General features: G+C 68.8%; 13 protein-coding genes. 7 read left to right on the forward strand and 6 right to left on the reverse strand.

Translation table 11 applies throughout. From position 1 onward, the window contains the following. Positions 1 to 34 precede the first annotated feature (34 nt). The 6 genes from V3W46_RS02000 (at position 35) to V3W46_RS02025 (ending at position 7,980) form a co-directional block, all read left to right on the forward strand. Positions 35 to 1,084: a LacI family DNA-binding transcriptional regulator gene (locus V3W46_RS02000; protein WP_331781410.1), complete on the forward strand. Its 1,050-nt coding sequence runs from the start codon at positions 35 to 37 to the stop codon at positions 1,082 to 1,084. A gap of 300 nt (positions 1,085 to 1,384) precedes the next feature. Beyond that, positions 1,385 to 2,044 (forward strand): L-ribulose-5-phosphate 4-epimerase, encoded by a 660-nt coding sequence (locus V3W46_RS02005; protein WP_331781411.1) that lies wholly within the window; start codon positions 1,385 to 1,387, stop codon positions 2,042 to 2,044. Positions 2,045 to 2,222: 178 nt separating this feature from the next. Further along, the gene (gene chvE, locus V3W46_RS02010; RefSeq protein ID WP_331781446.1) at positions 2,223 to 3,308 is read left to right on the forward strand and encodes a multiple monosaccharide ABC transporter substrate-binding protein; all 1,086 of its coding nucleotides are present in this window, start codon (positions 2,223 to 2,225) and stop codon (positions 3,306 to 3,308) included. 143 nt (positions 3,309 to 3,451) lie between these two features. Beyond that, positions 3,452 to 4,984, forward strand: a complete 1,533-nt coding sequence (gene mmsA, locus V3W46_RS02015; RefSeq protein ID WP_331781412.1) for a multiple monosaccharide ABC transporter ATP-binding protein — start codon at positions 3,452 to 3,454, stop codon at positions 4,982 to 4,984. Further along, on the forward strand, positions 4,984 to 6,225 hold the full coding sequence (mmsB, locus tag V3W46_RS02020; protein WP_331781413.1) for a multiple monosaccharide ABC transporter permease: 1,242 nt from the start codon (positions 4,984 to 4,986) through the stop codon (positions 6,223 to 6,225). Before mmsA ends, mmsB begins: the two co-directional genes overlap by 1 nt. Positions 6,226 to 6,276: 51 nt before the next feature. Further along, positions 6,277 to 7,980: an ATP-binding cassette domain-containing protein gene (locus V3W46_RS02025; RefSeq protein ID WP_331781414.1), complete on the forward strand. Its 1,704-nt coding sequence runs from the start codon at positions 6,277 to 6,279 to the stop codon at positions 7,978 to 7,980. Between the two features lie 2 nt (positions 7,981 to 7,982). Here V3W46_RS02025 and V3W46_RS02030 read toward each other — a convergent pair whose 3' ends face one another. Beyond that, positions 7,983 to 8,174 (reverse strand): hypothetical protein, encoded by a 192-nt coding sequence (locus V3W46_RS02030; protein WP_331781415.1) that lies wholly within the window; start codon positions 8,172 to 8,174, stop codon positions 7,983 to 7,985. A gap of 56 nt (positions 8,175 to 8,230) precedes the next feature. On the opposite strand from V3W46_RS02030, the gene V3W46_RS02035 reads away from it, so the two are divergent. Continuing rightward, positions 8,231 to 9,229 carry an aldo/keto reductase gene (locus tag V3W46_RS02035; RefSeq protein ID WP_331781416.1) on the forward strand — a complete coding sequence of 333 codons (999 nt, stop codon included), beginning with the start codon at positions 8,231 to 8,233 and terminating at the stop codon, positions 9,227 to 9,229. Positions 9,230 to 9,289: 60 nt separating this feature from the next. Here V3W46_RS02035 and V3W46_RS02040 read toward each other — a convergent pair whose 3' ends face one another. From V3W46_RS02040 to V3W46_RS02060, 5 genes are all read right to left on the reverse strand, one after another. Continuing rightward, positions 9,290 to 9,799, reverse strand: coding sequence for a gluconokinase (locus V3W46_RS02040; protein WP_331781417.1), 510 nt, complete (start codon positions 9,797 to 9,799; stop codon positions 9,290 to 9,292). A gap of 21 nt (positions 9,800 to 9,820) precedes the next feature. Then, the gene (locus tag V3W46_RS02045) at positions 9,821 to 11,662 is read right to left on the reverse strand and encodes a flavin-containing monooxygenase (RefSeq protein ID WP_331781418.1); all 1,842 of its coding nucleotides are present in this window, start codon (positions 11,660 to 11,662) and stop codon (positions 9,821 to 9,823) included. Continuing rightward, positions 11,652 to 14,447: a bifunctional FO biosynthesis protein CofGH gene (locus tag V3W46_RS02050; protein WP_331781419.1), complete on the reverse strand. Its 2,796-nt coding sequence runs from the start codon at positions 14,445 to 14,447 to the stop codon at positions 11,652 to 11,654. Before V3W46_RS02050 ends, V3W46_RS02045 begins: the two co-directional genes overlap by 11 nt. A gap of 77 nt (positions 14,448 to 14,524) precedes the next feature. After that, positions 14,525 to 16,057 (reverse strand): MFS transporter, encoded by a 1,533-nt coding sequence (locus tag V3W46_RS02055; RefSeq protein ID WP_331781420.1) that lies wholly within the window; start codon positions 16,055 to 16,057, stop codon positions 14,525 to 14,527. A gap of 247 nt (positions 16,058 to 16,304) precedes the next feature. After that, on the reverse strand, positions 16,305 to 18,611 hold the full coding sequence (locus V3W46_RS02060; protein ID WP_331781447.1) for an FdhF/YdeP family oxidoreductase: 2,307 nt from the start codon (positions 18,609 to 18,611) through the stop codon (positions 16,305 to 16,307). Positions 18,612 to 18,616 lie beyond the last annotated feature (5 nt).

Below are 18,616 nucleotides of genomic sequence, written 5' to 3' on the forward strand. Positions count from 1 at the left end.
GGGCCGTATGTGACGATTCTCACGCGACTGTCACATGCCCGATGGTGAATGTGACAGTAACATCAGTCTCGTGACCGCTGATCCGCACGCCGGCAGGGCCCCGAGCATCCGCGATGTCGCGCGGCTCGCAGGGGTCTCGCACCAGACCGTGTCACGCGTGCTGAACAACCACCCGAGCATCCGTGACGAGACCAGGGCCCGGGTGCAGCGGGTGATGGATGATCTGCAGTACCGCCCCAACCGCGCAGCCCGCGTGCTGGTCACGAGCCGCTCGCGCACCATCGGCGTTCTGGCCTCGTCGGCCTCGCACTACGGGCCCGCCTCGAGCATCCAGGCGCTGGAGCAGGCGGCCCGTGCCGAGGGCTACTTCGTGAACACCGTGAACCTCGAGGGTACAGACCGCTCGACCATCGAGCGCGGCCTGAACCACCTGCTCGACCAGGCCGTCGAGGGCCTCATCGTGATCGCTCCGCAGGTGCGCATCTTCGACACGCTGCACGACATGAACATCTCGCTGCCGTTCGTGTCGCTGCAGAGCACGGGCGACGCGGGCCGGGCGCTCTCGGTCGACCAGATCACCGGCGCACGGCTCGCTACGAGGCACCTGATCGAACTCGGCCACCGCAACATCTACCACCTGGCCGGCCCGCAGGACTGGATCGAGGCCGAGGCCCGTATGCACGGGTTTCTCACGGAGATGTCGGCGAACGATGTGCCGGTGACCGCGCCAATCCTGGGTGACTGGTCGGCCGACTTCGGCTACCACGCCGGTCGCGAGCTGCTGCGGGTTCGCGACTTCACGGCCATCTTCTCGTCGAACGACCAGATGGCGCTGGGGCTCATCCACGCCATCCGCGACGCCGGGCTCGACGTGCCGCGCGACGTCAGCATCGTCGGTTTCGACGACATTCCCGAAGCGGCCCACTTCTGGCCGCCGCTCACCACGGTGCGCCAGGACTTTCCCGAACTCGGGCGCCGGGCCATCGCCCTGCTGCTCGGCGACATCGCCGACCAGGTGTCGACACCGACCGATCTGGTGCCCGATCTCATCGTGCGTGCCAGCACCGCGACGCCCTCGTTCTGACCTCCGGGGGCGTGCACGGGGGTCGGTTACCCAAACGTGATCAGGCTGGGTTGACATGCCCTCACGAACTGTGGCACCGTAAGGGCAGCCCAGATGTGACCGTTCACATGAACCGAGACATCGGGTCGCGACGCCCGCAGCGCTGGGCGACTCGCACCGAATCGAGCCGGGCCTGACGAAGGAGTCGAGAGACGTGAGTGCATGCAGCCACACGAGCGAGACGCTCGTCGCGACGCACTCCACCACCGCCGGTCGGCCTGTTGGTGGCCACGGGCCGGCCGGTCTCGGCAGGGCTGCTCGATGAACTACGGCGCAGAAGTCGAAGTCGCGATCGCCCGCACCCGGGCCGACGTCGCACGCCTGCACGACGAACTCACGCGGTACGGCCTGTCGGTGTGGACGGGCGGCAACATCTCGGCCCGCGTACCGAAGGCCGACCTCTTCGTCATCAAGCCGCGCGGCGTGAGCTACAGCGACCTGAGCCCCGAGAACATGGTGCTGTGCGACCTCGAGGGTGCGCAGATCGAGCACACGCCGGGCAGTGACCGCACCCCGTCGATCGACACCGCCGCACACGCCTACGTGTACCGGCACATGTCGCACGTCGGCGGGGTGGTGCACACCCACTCCACCTACGCGACGGCGTGGTCGGCCCGCGGCGAGTCGATTCCGTGCGTGACCGCGTCGATGGCGGGCGAGTTCGGCGGAGACATCCCGGTCACCCCGGTGGCCGGCGCCGGCGCCATCGGCGAGGGAGTCGTCGGGGCGCTGACCGGCCACCGATCGCCCGCCGTTCTGCTGCAGAACCACGGTGTCATGACCATCGGCGCCACGGCCCGAGACGCGGTGAGGTCTGCGGTGCTCGCCGAAGACTCCGCCCGCACGGTGCACATCAGCCGCCAGCTCGGCGATCCGCGGGCCATACCGCAGGGCGAGATCGACGCGCTCTTCGCCCGCTGAACACAGAACTTCCCGCCCAGGCGGGAACACAGACCATCACGGCCTGTGATCACAAAAGAAAACAGCACCACCGAATCACCTTCACACAGCACTGCGCTGACAACGAAGTCATTCACGAAACAGAAAAGGAAACACTGTGAAGAAAAAAGTAGTACTTTCGCTGCTCGCAGCCGGGGCCATGGTCGTCTCGCTCGCTGCCTGCTCGAGCGGCGCATCGTCGACCTCCTCGACCGGCGGCGCGGCAGCCGCCGGAGACGGCAGCCTGATCGGCGTGGCCATGCCCACGAAGTCGTCCGAGCGGTGGATCGCCGACGGCGACAACATCAAGAAGCAGCTCGAGGCGGCCGGCTACACCGTCGACCTCGAGTACGCCGAAGACGACATCCCCACCCAGGTCAGCCAGCTCGAGAACATGATCACCAAGGGTGCGAAGGCCCTGATCGTCGCCTCGATCGACGGCACGACGCTGACCAACACGCTGCAGAACGCGAAAGACAACGACATTCCCGTCATCGCGTACGACCGCCTCATCCGCGACTCTGAGAATGTCGACTACTACGCCACGTTCGACAACTACAAGGTCGGCGTCGAGCAGGCCACCTCGCTGCTCACCGGCCTGAAGGTGCTCGACGCGAACGGCCAGCCCACCGGCACCAAGGGTCCGTTCAACATCGAGCTGTTCGCCGGCAGCCCCGACGACAACAACGCCACGTTCTTCTTCAACGGCGCGATGGACACCCTGAAGCCCTACATCGCCGACGGCACCCTCGTCGTCAAGAGCGGCCAGACCGACTTCAACACGGTCGCCACGCTGCGCTGGGACCCGGCAACTGCCCAGGCCCGCATGGAGAACATCCTCACCTCGACGTACTCCGACGGCTCGAAGGTCAACGGCGTTTTGTCGCCCTACGACGGTCTCTCGCGAGGCATCATCTCGGCCCTCACCTCGGCCGGCTACACGACGGCCGACATCCCGGTCATCACCGGCCAGGATGCCGAGCTCGACTCGGTGAAGGCGATCAACGCGGGCGAGCAGTACTCGACCGTCTACAAAGACACCCGCGAGCTGGCAAAGGTCGCCGTCTCGATGGCCACCGCGCTGCTCACCGGCGGCACGCCCGAGGTCAACGACACCAAGACCTACGACAACGGCAAGAAGGTCGTTCCGTCGTACCTGCTGCAGCCGGTCGTCGTGACGAAAGACAACATCCAGAGCGTGCTGGTCGACGGTGGCTACTACACCGCGGCGCAGGTGAACGGCTAGTCAGCCGCCCGGGTTTCGATACGGCTCGCTTCGCGGGCCTACTCAACCAGCCACCCGCCGGTCGAGTAGGCCCGTAGGGCCGTATCGAAGCCCCCACCCAACCTCGCCCACGCACATCCACACCCCATCCGAGGAGACATATTGTGACCACCAATATCCTGGAAATGCGCAACATCACCAAGACCTTCCCGGGCGTCAAAGCGCTGCAGGCCGTCACCCTCGACGTTGCCCGCGGTGAAGTGCACGCCATCTGCGGCGAGAACGGCGCGGGCAAATCGACGCTGATGAAGGTGCTCAGCGGCGTCTACCCGTTCGGCACCTACGACGGCGACATCGTCTTCGAGAACGAGACGATGGAGTTTCGCGACATTCGAGACAGCGAAGCCAAGGGCATCGTCATCATCCATCAGGAGCTGGCGCTCAGCCCCTACATGTCGATCGCCGAGAACATCTTTCTGAACAACGAGATCAAGGGCCCGTTCGGCCTGATCGACTGGAACAAGACCAACATCGAGGCATCCAAGCTGCTCGCCCGGGTCGGCCTGCGCGAGAACCCCACCACGAAGGTGCGCGACATCGGCGTGGGCAAGCAGCAGCTCGTCGAGATCGCGAAGGCGCTGTCGAAGCGGGTGAAACTGCTGATTCTGGATGAACCGACCGCCGCCCTGAACGACGAAGACAGTGACCATCTGCTCGACCTGATTCTCTCGCTGAAGGGCCAGGGCATCACGTCGATCATCATCAGCCACAAGCTGAACGAGATCAAGAAGATCTCTGACACGGTCACGGTGATTCGCGACGGCAAGGCCATCGAGACGATTCCGAAACTCGACGTCACCGAAGAGCGCATCATCAAAGACATGGTGGGCCGCGACCTCGAACACCGCTACCCCGACCACACCCCCCACATCGGCGACGAGATTCTGCGGGTCGAGAACTGGACGGCGTACCACCCGCAAGACCCCACCCGCGTGATGGTCGACAACGTCAACCTGAACGTCAAGCGCGGCGAGATCGTGGGCATCGCGGGTCTCATGGGCGCCGGCCGCACCGAGTTCGCGATGAGCCTCTTCGGCCGCTCGTACGGCACCAAGATCTCGGGCCGGGTGTTCAAGAACGGCGTCGAGATCAAGACCAGAACCGTGTCGGAAGCCATCGACAACGGCCTGGCCTACGCCACCGAAGACCGCAAGTTCTACGGGCTGAACCTGATCGAAGACATCAAGCGCAACATCTCGATGGCCTCGCTCAAGAAGCTCGAGCACGGTGGGCTGGTCGACGACAACGAAGAGTACAAGGTCGCCGACGGCTATCGCAGATCGATGAACATCAAGGCGCCCTCGGTGCTCGCGAAGGTCGGAAAGCTCAGCGGCGGCAACCAGCAGAAGGTCGTGCTGAGCAAGTGGATCTACTCCGACCCCGACGTGCTGATTCTCGATGAGCCGACGCGCGGCATCGACGTCGGTGCGAAGTACGAGATCTACACGATCATCAACCGCCTCGCCGCCGAAGGCAAAGGCGTGATCGTGATCTCGAGCGAACTGCCCGAACTCATCGGCATCTGCGACCGCATCTACGCCATCGCCGAAGGCCGCATCACCGGAGAAGTGCCGATCGACGAGGCCACTCCCGAAACGCTCATCAAATACATGACCATGGAGAAGGAACGCATCTGATGTCTGATCTCGAGACGAAGCCGGCAGACGACACCGCCGCCGGCGGCCGGGTCAACCCGGTCGACAACAAGTTCACCCGCTCGCTCAGCCACGTGCTCAGCGACCTGGGTAAGAACGGCATCTTCATCGCCCTGATTCTGGTCGTGGTGGTCTTCGAGATCCTCACCAACGGGGTGCTGCTGCGGCCGCAGAACGTGTCGAACCTGATCGTTCAGAACGGCTACATCCTGATTCTGGCCATCGGTATGGTCATGGTCATCGTGGCCGGCCACATCGACCTGTCGGTCGGCTCGGTGGCGGCGTTCGTGGGGGCTGTGTCGGGCGTGTTCGCAGTGAACATGGGGCTGCCGGCGTGGCTGGCCGTCGTGCTGTCGCTGCTGATCGGCGCCGCGGTCGGAGCCTGGCAGGGCTTCTGGATCGCCTACGTGGGCATACCCGCGTTCATCGTGACGCTGGCCGGCATGCTCATCTTCCGCGGGCTCACCCTCGTGGTGCTCGGCAACCAGAACATCGGTTCGTTTCCCGACTTCTACCGTGCCCTCGGCAACGGCTTCATCACCGACGTGTTCGGCAAGCTCGAGGTCGACCCGCTGACCATCGGCGTCGCCGTGATCGCGATCGTCGTGCTCGTCGTGCAGTCGATCCGCACCCGCCGGGGCCGGCAGAGCTACGGTCAAGACGTCGAGCCGCTCGGCTGGTTCATCGCCAAGCTCGTGCTGGTGACCGCCGCTGTGCTGCTGTTCGCCTACGCGCTGGCCACCTTCAAGGGCATCCCGGTCACCCTCATCGTGCTGGCCGTTCTCATTCTGATCTACGGCATCGTGATGAACCGCTCGGTGTTCGGCCGGCACATCTACGCCATCGGCGGCAACCTGCACGCCGCCGAACTGTCGGGCATCAAGACCCGCGTGGTGACGTTCTGGCTGTTCGTCAATATGGGCTTCCTCGCCGGTCTCGCCGGCCTGGTGTTCACCGCCCGCCTCAACCTGGCCGGCCCGAAGGCCGGCGACGGCTTCGAGCTCGAGGCCATCTCGGCGGCCTTCATCGGCGGCGCGGCGGTGACCGGCGGCGTCGGCACCATCGGCGGGGCGATCGTCGGTGGCCTCATCATCGGCGTGCTGAACAACGGAATGTCGATCATGGGCATCGGCATCGAGTGGCAGCAGGCCGTGAAGGGCCTCGTTCTGCTGCTCGCGGTGGCGTTCGACGTGTACAACAAGCGCCGGTCGGGTGGGCGGTAGGCACGCTCGATCTGCACCCGCACCGTAACCGGTTCTGGTTAGGCTGAACGGATGCCCGTGCCACGCGTGAGACTGAAGCTGAGCGGTGTCTCGGCCCGGTCGGGCGCGGGCACGGGCATCCATTCTGTGTCGTTCGAAGTGCCGGCGGCGGCTGTGCACGGAGTTCTCGGCGAGAACCTGTCAGGTGCGTCAGAGGTGCTCGCAGTCATCGGCGGGTACCTGCCCGTTCGGGCCGGCACGCTCGAGGTGAACGGTGTCGTCGCCCGGTTCGCCGGTCACGAGCAGGCCGAGGCTGCCGGCATCGCGGTCGACCGGGGCGAGCCGAACATCGTTCCGCACCTGACGGTGGCCGAGAACGTGTACCTGGGGCACGAGACGTCGATCGGCGGCTTCATCAACTTCGACCGCCTCTATGCCTCGACGAAGAAGCTCCTCGCGTCGCTCGGCCTGACCACCGTCAAGGTCGCCCGGCCCGCGAGCGAGCTGTCGCCGGGCGAACGCCGCGTGGTCGAGTTCGCCCGCGCGCTGGTGGCCGGTCGCACGGTGCTGCTCATCGACGAGCCGTTCAGCGGGTTGGATGCCCGGGAGCTGTCGGTCGTAGCCGACGGCATCTCGGGGCTCGGCGCGGCGGGCGTCACGGTGGTGGTGGCCACGTACCGCATCGACATGCTGCGGCGGGTGGCCTCGAGCGTCACGGTGCTGTCGCGGGGCAGCGCGGTCGAGACGCTGCCGCTCGGGGGCGGCGGCGCGTGGTCGGGTGGCGGGACCGGGGACTACGACGGGCTCGGCGCGCACGACGCGCACGACGGGCACGACCGGGGCGGTCTCGACGGCGGTGCGGCGCGGCTGATCGGGTACATGACGCAGAACATCGAGGTCGTGCGGCGGGTCAGGCACGAGGCGATCGAACCCGGGCCGGTCGTGCTCGACGTGCGCGGCTGGACGGTGCTGCATCCGGTGGTCACGGGGTCGGTCGTGGTCGTCGACGCCTCGCTCACGGTGCGCCAGGGCGAGATCGTCGGCCTCGCCGGTCTCGACGGGTCGGGCGTCTCAGAGCTGGCGCTGAGCCTCTACGGGAAGTCGTACGGGTCGCTGATGTCGGGCGAGCTGCGCCTGCGCGGGCAGCTGGTGCAGCCGAAGTCGCCGGCGGAGTCGATCGCCGCCGGGCTCAGCCTGTCGACCGAGGCCGACACCAAGTACGACCTCGGGCTGATCGGGGGCATTCCGTCGCGCGTCACACCGTCGGCGCTCGCGCGGCTGGCGAAACTCGGCCTCATCGACCGCAACCGGCAGTACCGCACGGCCGCACCGGCGTTCGGGCTCGGCGGCATCTCGGCCCTGGTCGGCGGCGGTGAGGGTGGCGCGGCAGGCGCGGCCGGCGGCGCTGGAGCTGCCGGCGGGAACGGCGGGGGCAGTGGGGCTGGCCGGGGCGGCGGTGCGGCGAGCACGCACCGGCACCGGGATGCCCTGCGGCTGTGGCTCGACCTGCCGGCCGGGTCGCGGCCGAGCGTGGTCATGCTCGATCATCCGACTCGCCTCGCCGGCGTCGAAGATGCGCAGGAGATCCGCGACCTGATCGTGCAGCTGGCCGCGAGCGGAACCGGCGTTCTGCTCGCCTCAGAGCAACTCGAAGAACTGCTCGCCATGACGACCCGGGTCTACACGATGGCCGAAGGCCGAGTTACCTCCGAGCAGTCGACCCGTGAGGCCACCCCGCAGAGTCTGCTGGCAGCGATGGTCGGTGGCCGCCGGTGAGGTCAGTTGCCGCCGGTGATGATGCCGTAGATTCCGCTGCCCAGAAAGTACAGCCCGACCGCCGCCACGGCCACCCAGATGGCGATGCGGCCGTTCGACGGGCGTTTCGGCTTGCGGTCGCCGGCGCGGTCGCCGGCCGGGTCGCCAGAATCGGCAGGCTCTGTCGGTTCGTCGGGCGCTGGGGTGTAGCTCACGGTTTTCCACTTCACTCTCGTCAACTGCAATCGTCTCACGACACGAACGGATCATCATGACCTACCTCGCCGACAGCAGCCGCTACGACGCGATGCCCTACCGCCGCGCAGGTCGCAGCGGCCTGCAACTGCCGGCCCTCTCGCTCGGTCTCTGGCACAACTTCGGTTTCAGTAAACCCTTCGAGACGCAGCAGGCCACCGTCAGGCGCGCCTTCGACCTCGGCGTCACCCACTTCGACCTGGCCAACAACTACGGCCCGCCGTACGGCTCGGCCGAGACCACGTTCGGCCGCATCTTCGCCGCAGACCTGAAGCCCTACCGCGACGAGATCATCGTGTCGTCGAAGGCGGGCTACGACATGTGGCCGGGCCCCTACGGCGACGGCGGGTCCCGCAAATACCTGCTCGCCTCGCTCGACGCCAGCCTCGGCCGGCTCGGCCTCGACTACGTCGACATCTTCTACTCGCACCGGTTCGATCCGCTGACGCCGATCGACGAGACAATGGGGGCGCTGGCGACGGCCGTGCACAGTGGGCGCGCGCTCTACGTGGGGGTGTCGAACTACTCGCCCGAGCAGACGCTCGAAGCGCAGGCCGCGCTGGCGTCGAACAACGTGCCGCTGGTCATCCATCAGCCCCGCTACTCGATGCTCGACCGGCGGCCCGAGCAGTCGGGCCTGCTCGACACCACCTCGACGGCAGGCATCGGCGCGATCGTGTACTCGCCGCTCGAGCAGGGGCTGCTCACCGACCGCTACCTCGACGGAACGATCCCGCCCACATCTCGCGCCGCCGTCGGGCACTTTCTGAAACCCGACAAGGTGCACGACTACCTCGCCATGGCGCGCAGCCTGAACGAACTGGCGGATGCCCGGGGGCAGTCGCTCGCCCAGCTCGCCCTCTCGTGGGTGCTGCGCACTCCCGCCGTCACGTCGGCCATCATCGGGGCGAGCTCGGTGCAGCAGCTCGAGCAGAACGTGCACGCCCTCACTGCGCCCCCGCTCACCCCGCTCGACCTGGCCCGCATCGACGCCCTGGTCGCCCCTGCGGCCTGAGCCGCGGGAGCTGCCCCCTTTGCGCGAAGTCGTCCGGGTGGGGAGGGGCGGAGACTCGGGTCAGTGCGTCGTGTCGGCCGTCACGGCTGCCACACCGGTGTCGACGATGGTGTTGATGTCGATGTCGATGTCGAGGTCGGTGCCCCGTTCATCCGGAGTCAGCGGTTCGAACGCCGCCAGCTGCGAATCGAGCAGCGCGGGCGGCATGAAGTGGTCGGTGCGGGCGGCGAGGCGCGCCGCGATCAGCTCGCGGGGCCCGGTCAGCACCACGAAGAACGTGCGCGGAGCCAGCGACCGGATGAGGTCGCGGTACGTTCGCTTCAACGACGAGCACGCCACGACCAGCCCGGTGTCTGAGTGTTCGCCGAGCGTGCGCCCGATCGTCTCGAGCCAGGGCAGTCGGTCGTCATCGGTGAGCGGATGCCCCGATGCCATCTTGGAGATGTTCGCGGGCGGGTGCAGTGCGTCGGCGTCGATGAACGGCACGCCCAGCTTCACGGCGAGGGCGGTGCCGATGGTCGACTTGCCGGCGCCCGTGACGCCCGCGACGATGACCAGCGGCTCAGGCATGGCGTCGTCTCGTCACACCGTTCACGCTAGCACGGGCGCCCCGTCGGCTTGGTGGGGCGTCGACGGCGGCGGCGTTGCGGCCTCGGCCGCAGCCTGCGGAGCTGGGGAGTGCGTGGGCGAGGAGTGTGGGGCTGAGGAGGGTGCGGCCGAGGAGTGCGTGGCCGAAAAGGGTGGGGCTGAGGAGGGTAGCACTGAGGAGCGCGTGGCCGACGAGTGTGCGGTCGAGGCGCGCGACGCAACGTAGGGGGCCGGGTCGAAGGTGCCGTTGCGAGCCCGGAAGGCGGCCGCGGTACCCGGCCAGAGAAGGGTCTGGCGGCCACTTCGGGCGTCGAGGTACCAGCTCGAGCATCCGCCCCGCAGCCACACGGTGTCGGCGCTTGCTCTGTCGAGCTCGGCCGTGTAGTCGCGCTCGGCCCCGGCGGTGACTTCGAGCACGGCCGCGGGGTGGGCGAGGGCGCCCAGGATGTACGAGATCTGCGTCTCGATCATCTCGACGGCCGAGTTGTGGCCGAGGCTCGCGAGCGGGCCGTCAACGACGTACAGGTTCGGAAAGCCGTGCACCGTCGTCGAGGCGTAGGCGCTCATGCCGAGCATCCACTGGTCGGCGAGGGTGCGGCCGTCGCGGCCGGTGATGCGGCGGCTGAAGGGCAGTTCGGTGGTCTCGAACCCGGTGGCGAAGACGAGCGCGTCGAGGTCGTACGAGGCGCCGCTGGCCGCTGTGGCCCTGGTCGCGGTGACGCTCTGCAGGGCGGAGGGTTCGAGGGTGACGGTCGGCGAGGCGACGGCCGCGAAGTAGGTGTTCGAGATGAGCACGCGTTTGCATCCGATCTCGTAGTCGGGGGTGAGCAGACGCCTCAGCTCGGGGTCGGCGACCTGACGTTCGAGGTGGCCGAGCGCCAGCGCGCGGTGCTCGGCGGCGGCCGTGCTGCCGTGCGACTTCTGGGCGAAGCCAGCCTCGGCCGCTGCGAAGAGGGCGTCGCGGGCGGCGCCGAGGGCCTCGGGATGCTCGGCGAAGAAGGCCCGCTCCGACGCCGTGAAGGCGCGGTCGTCGCGCGGCACCACGTACGGCGCACTGCGCTGGAACACCACCACCTCGCCCGCCGTGCGCGCCAGTTCGGGCACCAGCTGCACGGCCGAAGCGCCCGTTCCGACAACGCCGACCCGCTTGCCGGCCAGATCGACGTCGTGACGCCAGGCGGCGGTGTGGAAGCGCGGCCCGGCGAACGAAGCGATGCCCTCGACGTCGGGCAGCCTCGGCTCTGAGAGGCGCCCGGCCGCCGTCACCAGCACCCGCGCGGTGAGGTCGCCGCGCGACGTCGTGATGCGCCAGAGGCCGTGCCGGGCATCCCAGGTGGCGCTCTGCAGCTGGGTGGAGAGCCGGATGTTCGGCTCAAGACCCTCGTCGCGCGCCGCCTCGCGCAGGTACTCGGCGATCTCGGCCCCGGGCGCGAACACGCGCGACCAGTCGGGCTTCTGCCGGAACGAGAACGAGTACAGCTGCGCGGGAATGTCGCACGCGACGCCGGGGTAGGTGTTGTCGCGCCAGGTGCCGCCGACGGCGGCCGCCCGCTCGATGATGACGAAGTCGCGATGCCCGGCCCGCCGTAGTCGGATGCCCAGTCCGATGCCCGCGAATCCGGCGCCGACGATGACGACGTCGGTGTGCGCGGCGTGTTGGGGGTGTTCGCGGCGCTCGGTGTGGCTGGGGCGCTCCGTGCGCCCGGGGTATTCGGGGCCCTCGGGGCCCTCGGTGTCGGGGTGGCTGGTGTGTTCTGGGTGTTCGGGGCGCTCGGTGTGTTCTGGGTGCTCGGCGTAGTCACCCCGGCCGCTGACGCCGGCATGGCCCCCGTTGTCAGCGGTCATGGGAGAGGGCAGGTGCGGCTGTCACGGTCGCGGTCGCGGTCGCAGCGGCGGTGTCGGTTGAGATCGCGGCCACGGCCGGCACCTCCGCCGGGTCCACCGCGGCGTAGAGGGTGGTGCGCTGGCGGGGCTCGCGGCCGAGGGCCTCGGCCGTCGCCAGCACGTCGGAACGCTCGAGCGAGCGCCCCGCCTCGGCGCCCGCGGCGGGGTTCAGCGCGCCGTCGAGCAGGATCCCGCCGAGGTCGTCGGCGCCGCCCCGCAGCACCGCGCGTGCGTCGGCGATGCCGAGCTTCGTCCAGGCGGCCTGCACGTGGTCGATGCGGCCGGCGAGCATGAGCCGGGCTACCGCGTGCACGGCCCGCGTCTCACGGCGGTCGGGCCCGGTCGTCGCCCGCCCGCCCGCGGTCGCGGTGCTGCCGGGTGGGGCCACGACCGGCGGGGCATCCGCCGCAACGAAGGGCATCGGGATGAACTCGGTGAAGCCGCCCGTCTCATCCTGGAGGCGCGCCAGCGTGCGCAGGTGCGCCACCTGCTGCGCCTGCGTCTCAATGTGCCCGTAGACCATCGTGGCGGTCGAGGGCAGGCCGGCGCGGTGCGCCGCCGTCACCACGCGCATCCATTCGGCCACCGAGCCGTCTGCGCCCCCGCTCAGCCGCGCCCGCACCCCGTCGTCGAGGATGCGCGCGCCCGTTCCCGGCACCGAGTCGACACCCGCCGCGCGAAGCGCCGCGAGGAAGTCGTCGAGCGCCAGCCCAGCCCGCGCCGCGCCGTCGGCGAGCTCGGCCGGACGGAACGCATGCAGGTGCAGCCCGGGCGCCCCCCGCTTCACGGCCCGCGCGAGTTCGGCGTAGGCGTCGGAGCCGAGGCTGGGGTGGGCGACGCCCTGCATGCAGACCTCCGTCGCGCCGAGGGCCCACGCCTCCGCGGCGAGCGCGCTCACGTCGTCGAGCGACAGGGTGAGCGCTCGGGCGACACCGGCTTCGCCCGTTCGGGTCTGATCCGCGTCGAGCCCGACGGCGTCGCCGGCTGCAGAATGGATGCCCGGCCGATCCGCCTCGAACGACCGCACGAGTGACGAGTCGAGGTTGCGGTTGACGGCGTAGGTCAGCGTGTCGCCCACCGCCGCTCGCCGAACCTCGTCGGCCACGGCGGCCAGCTCCTCGAGCTCGGCACCGTCGGCGCTCAGCAGCGTGACGTACTCCTCGTCGCTCAACCCTGCGGGGTCGGCCCAGGCGCGGCGCAGTGCGCCGGCGATGCCGGCGCCCCCTGCCCCGGCGCCGCCCGCACCTGCACCAGCAAAGGCCCCGGCACCTGCACCACCGCCACCCACGCGCGCACTACCACCAGCCGCCGTACCAGCGTCCGCTTTGCCAACAGCCTCCGCAACCGCACCAACACCAGCCGCTTCACCAACACCAGCCGCTTCACCAACACCAGCCGCTTCACCAGCATCAACTGCGGCACCTGCACCAACATCAGCCGCTGCACCAACACCACCCCTGCCGCCCGCACTCACGCGCGCCAGCCCACCCTCGTCGGCCAGCGCCAGCACCGCCGGCAGCACCGCGTCGTCGATCCACCCCTCGGGCGAACGCACGAAGTGCGGGTGCGCCGTGAGCCGCTCACGCAGTTCGAATCCGCTCGCGGCCGTCAGGCGCGCCAGTTCGTCGATCTGCGGCCACGGCCGCTCGGGGTTCACGTGGTCGGGAGTGAGCGGGCTGACGCCGCCCCAGTCGTCGATGCCCGCTCGGATGAGCAGCGCGAGCTCAGCCGCGTCGGTCAGGTTCGGTGGGGCCTGCAGCCGAGCATCCGCCCCCAGCACCAGCCGCGTCACGGCGACCGCCGCCACGTACTCCTCGGTCTCGAGGTCGACCTCGTGCATCATCGCCGTCGCATCTTTGGCACGGAAGTTCTGCACGATGGTCTCCTGCACGTGCCCCCACAGGCGAGCGGATGCCCGAATGGCCAGCATCGAATCGACGCGCTCTGCGTAGTTCTCGCCGATGCCGAACAGCACCCCCGTCGTGAAGGGGATCTTCGACCGCCCCGCGTCGTCGAGCACCCGCAGCCGCACGGCCGGATCTTTGTCGGGCGACCCGAAGTGCGCCTGCCCCTTCTCGGCCCACAACCGGGTCGAGGTCGTCTCGAGCATCATTCCCATCGAGGGCCCCACCGGCTTCAGCCGCTGCATCTCGGCCCACGTCATGACGCCCGGGTTGAGGTGGGGCAGCAGGCCGGTCTCGTCGAGCACACGCTGGGCGGCGTGCCGAACGTAGTCGAGCGTCGACTCGTGGCCGTGCTCGTCGAGCCAGGCGCGGGCCGCCGGCCAGCGGTTCTCGGGCCGGTCGCCGAGCGTGAACAGGGCCTCCTTGCAGCCGAGCGCTGCGCCCTGCCGCGCCACCTCGAGCACCTCGTCGATGGGCAGGTATGGCGCCTTGCCCTCCTTCGCGAGCTTGCCCGGGGTCGACACGAAGATGCAGTAGTGACACCTGTCTTGGCACAGGTGTGTCAGCGGAATGAACACCTTGCGCGAGTACGTGATGACTCCCGAACGCCCAGAGTGCGCGAGCCCCTCGTCGCGCAGCGCGCTCGCGATCCCGAGCAGCTCGTCGAGCGCGGCCCCGCGCGCGTGCAGCAGCGTCTCGTACTGCCGCGGGTCGAGCGGATGCCCCGCCCGAGCCTCGGCGAGGGCATCCTGCACCTCGCCCGGCGTCGGCGTGAATCGCTGCTCGATGGGCGGTGTCGCGGCGCGCACGCCGACGAGCGGTGGAAGTTGAACGGCGGCCACATGTACCTCACAGGCGTCTCGATGATCGACAGAGTGTCGGGCCCAAATCGAGGCCTGTTACCAGATTCCCCTTCAGTCTACCCGTCGCCCTCGGGGCGGGCGCGGCGCGGGAAGAGCGGGGTGAGGGCGAGAAAGACGACGAGCAGCACGATCTGGGTGATCAGCGCGTTCTGGTAGCCGGCGCTGGGATCGCCGACGTTCAGGGCGGCGAAGAAGATCGAGCCGAGAACGGCCACGCCGGCGGCCGACGCGATCGACTGCACCGCGGTGAGCACGCCGGAGGCCGACCCGACCTCGGCGTCGTCGACCGAACCCAGGATGATGTTGAACAGCGCGGCGATGACCAGACCGCTGCCGAGGCCCGCGAGCACCAGGCCCGGAACCAGCTGCCAGAGCGTGAACGAACTGACGTCGGCGAGCGAGTAGACGAGCCAGGCAGCCCCCGCGAGTTGGATGACCGCACCGATCTGCAGAACGGAACGCCCCAGCTTGTTGGCGAGCACGGCGCCGCTGAGGGCACCGCCGATGAGACTGCCGATGGCCAGGGGGATTCCGCTTGCTCCGGCCTGGCCGGCGTCGAAGCCCTGGCCGAGCTGCAGGAAGAGGGTGAAGACGAGCTGCGCTCCGACGCTGCTGGCGAAGAACAGGGCGATGCCGGCCAGGCCGACGAGGTAGGAGCGCTTGCGGAAGATGCCGGGCGTGACGAGCGGTGTTCCGCCCCGTTTCGCGCTGTAGCGCTGCTGCACGGTGAAGAGGTAGAAGCCGGCGACGGAGGCGACCATGCTCACGTAGGTCCACGCGGGCCACCCTGCGGCCTGGCCCTGCACGAGCGGCAGCACCAGCAGGGCCGACGAGACGATCACGATGAGGGCGCCGAGCAGGTCGATCGCGATCGCCCGGTCACCGACGGTCTTCGGCAGCACGATCAACGCGATGACGAAGGCCGCGATGCCGATCGGGATGTTGATCAGGAACACCGCGCGCCAGCCGGTGCCGGCCAGGTCGGCCTGGATGAGGGCACCGCCGATGATCGGGCCGAAGATGCCGGCGAGGCCGAACACCGGGCCGAAGACGGCGAACGCCTTACCCATGTCTTGGGGCGGGAAGGCCGCTCGCAGCAGTCCCAGCCCCTGCGGAAGAAGCAGGGCGGCGGCGAAGCCCTGCAGCAGGCGGAACGCGATCAGCAGGCCGATCGTGGGAGCGATGGAGCACAGCAGTGAGGTCACGACGAACGCGCCGAGCCCGGCCAGGAACATGTGCCGCCGGCCGAAGCGGTCGCCGAGTCGGCCGCCCAGGATCAGGCCCGCGCCGAGGGTCAGCGCGTACCCGCCGATGACCCACTGCAGCCCGGTCGAGTCGGCCCCGAGGCTCTTCTCGAGCGAGGGCCCGGCCACGTTGACAACGGTCGAGTCGAGCAGGTCCATGATCTCGGCCGTGAGCATCACGGCCAGAATCAGCCAGCGATACCGGAACGCAGCGGCGGGTGGCGCCCCCTGCGCCTGTGCGGCCTGAGCGGGAGAGGCGCCGGGGGCTGCCGCGGTACCGGGCGGGGCTGCAGCGGCGGGCACGGCCGAGCCGTTGGGGGCAGGTCGTGCATCGGGCGACGTCATGCGGGGCTGCTTTCTGCGGGCGGGTAGGCGTAAGCCGGAGCTGCCCCGGCTCGAGACAGATCCCAAGTCTGTCACCCGGCACCGACACCCGCCGTCGTGCGCCCGAGCCCTTGACACGCCGACGCCGACCAGCCCGCTGCCGCACGGAGGCCTCGCAGCATCCGCGCGCGTTTGGCATAAGCGCGCCCGCTCGAGTAGGCGCGCTTATGCCAAAGTGGCGCGCATGCGACGAGCGCCCGCCGGAGCTCTAGCCGGCGACGAGTGCCGTCGCCGGCTCGAGGCGCACGAGGATGGCCTTCGACACGGGCGTGTTGCTGCGGTCGGCCGCGCTGGCCAGCGGGATGAGCACGTTCGCCTCGGGGTAGTACGCCGCCGCGCATCCCTTCGCCGTCGGGTACGACACCACGCGGTAGTTGCGCAGCTCGCGGTCGGGTTCGCCCGGCCATTCGCTGAAGATGTCGACTCGCTGCCCGTCGGTCAGCCCCAGCTCCTCGATGTCGAGAGGGTTCACGAAGATCACGTCGCGCCCGGCCTTGATGCCGCGGTACCGGTCGTTGAGGCTGTAGATCGTCGTGTTGAACTGGTCGTGCGAGCGCAGCGTCTGCAGAATGAGCCGCCCCGGCGGCCGCACCACCGGCTCGAGGGTGTTCACCGTCAGCATCGCCTTGCCGGTCTTGGTGTTGAAGGTGCGCGAGTCGCGCGGGCCGTTCGGCAGCACGAACCCGCCCTTCCGCCGCACGTCGGTGTTGAAGTTCTCGAAGCCGGGCACGACGCGCGAGATGTGCTCGCGAATGATGTCGTAGTCGTGCTCGAACGATTCCCACGCGATGTTCGAGGTCGCCCCGAGGGTGGCTCTCGCCAGCCTCGACACGATCGCGATCTCCGACAGGATGCCCGGCGCGACCGGGGGGATGCGCCCATGCGACCCGTGCACCGCGCACACGCTGTCTTCGACCGAGACGAACTGCGGCCCGGTGGCCTGCAGGTCGACCTCGGTGCGCCCCAGCGTCGGCAGAATCAGCGCCTCGGCGCCGGTCACCACGTGCGAACGGTTCAGCTTCGTCGACACCTGCACGGTGAGCGACGTTCCACGCATGGCGGCCTCTGCCGCGGCCGTGTCGGAGATCGCCCCCACGAAGTTGCCGCCCATGGCGAAGAAGATCGAGATGTCACCGCGCTGCATGGCCTCGATGGTCTGCAGGGCATCCGTACCGCGCTTGCGCGGCGGCTCGAAATCGAACTCGCGGGCGAGTGAGTCGAGAAAGGTGTCGCTCATCTGCTCCCACACTCCCATGGTGCGGTCGCCCTGAACGTTGCTGTGGCCGCGGATCGGGGATGCCCCGGCCCCCGGCTTGCCGATGTTGCCCTTCAGCAGCAGCAAGTTGATCAGCTCGCGCAGCGTCTCGACCGACTTCTTCTGCTGGGTGAGCCCCATCGCCCAGGTGATGATGGTGCGGTCGGAGTGCATGTAGCGGTCGGCTAGTTCGTCGATCTCGCCCGAGCTCAGCCCGGTCGCGGTGAGCACGTCGGCCTCGTCGAGGTCGGCGAGGTGCGCCTTCAGCTCGTCGAGGCCGAGGGTGTACTCGGCGAGGAAGTCGTGGTCGAGCACGGTGCCCGGTGCGGCGGCCTCGGCGTCGAGCACCCGCTTGGCCACGGCCTGCAGGAGGGCCATGTCGCCGCCCGACCTGATCTGCAGGTACTGGTCGGCGATCGCGGTGCCGTGCCCGATCAGGCCGCGTGCGGTCTGTGGGTTCTTGTACCGGAACAACCCGGCCTCGGGCAGTGGGTTCACCGCGACGATGGTCGCGCCCTGCTTCTTCGCGTCTTCGAGTGCGGTCAGCATGCGCGGATGGTTCGTGCCCGGGTTCTGGCCCATGATGATGATCAGCTGGGTGCGCTCGAAGTCGTCGTACGCGATGGTCGACTTTCCGATGCCGATGGTCTCGCCGAGCGCCGTGCCGGTGGACTCGTGGCACATGTTCGAACAGTCGGGAAGGTTGTTGGTGCCGAAGGCGCGCACGAAGAGCTGGTAGATGAACGCCGTCTCGTTGGCGGTGCGGCCGCTCGTGTAGAACGCCGCCTGGTCGGGCGAGGGCAGGGCGTTCAGGCGGTCGGCGACGAGCGCGAAGGCGTCGTTCCACGAGATCGGCGTGTAGTGGTCGGAGCCCGCGGCCTTGTAGACCGGCTCGGTGAGCCGCCCCTGCATGCCGAGCCAGTACTCCGACTTGCTGAGCAGGTCGGTCAGCGAATACTCGGCCCAGAATGTACTCGGAACGGTGACGGGCGTCGCCTCCCAGATGACCGCCTTCGCCCCGTTCTCGCAGAACTCCAGCGCCTTGCGTTTGTCGGGGTCGGGCCACGCGCAGCTCATGCAGTCGAAGCCGTCTTTCTGGTTGATCGACGTCAGAAGTTTGGCCGTGCGTGCCGGGCCCAGGTCGAGAAGGGCGGGCTCCATCGAGTGGAAGATGCCAGGCAGGCCGACCGCTTCGTGCTCGGGGTGGCTGACTTTCAGGTCTGGGTAGCTCGTGCCGTCGTTCAGGGGCTTGCCCTTCAGGCGGT

Origin of the sequence: Subtercola sp. YIM 133946 (assembly GCF_036553535.1) — a bacterium.
GTDB lineage: Bacteria > Actinomycetota > Actinomycetes > Actinomycetales > Microbacteriaceae > Subtercola.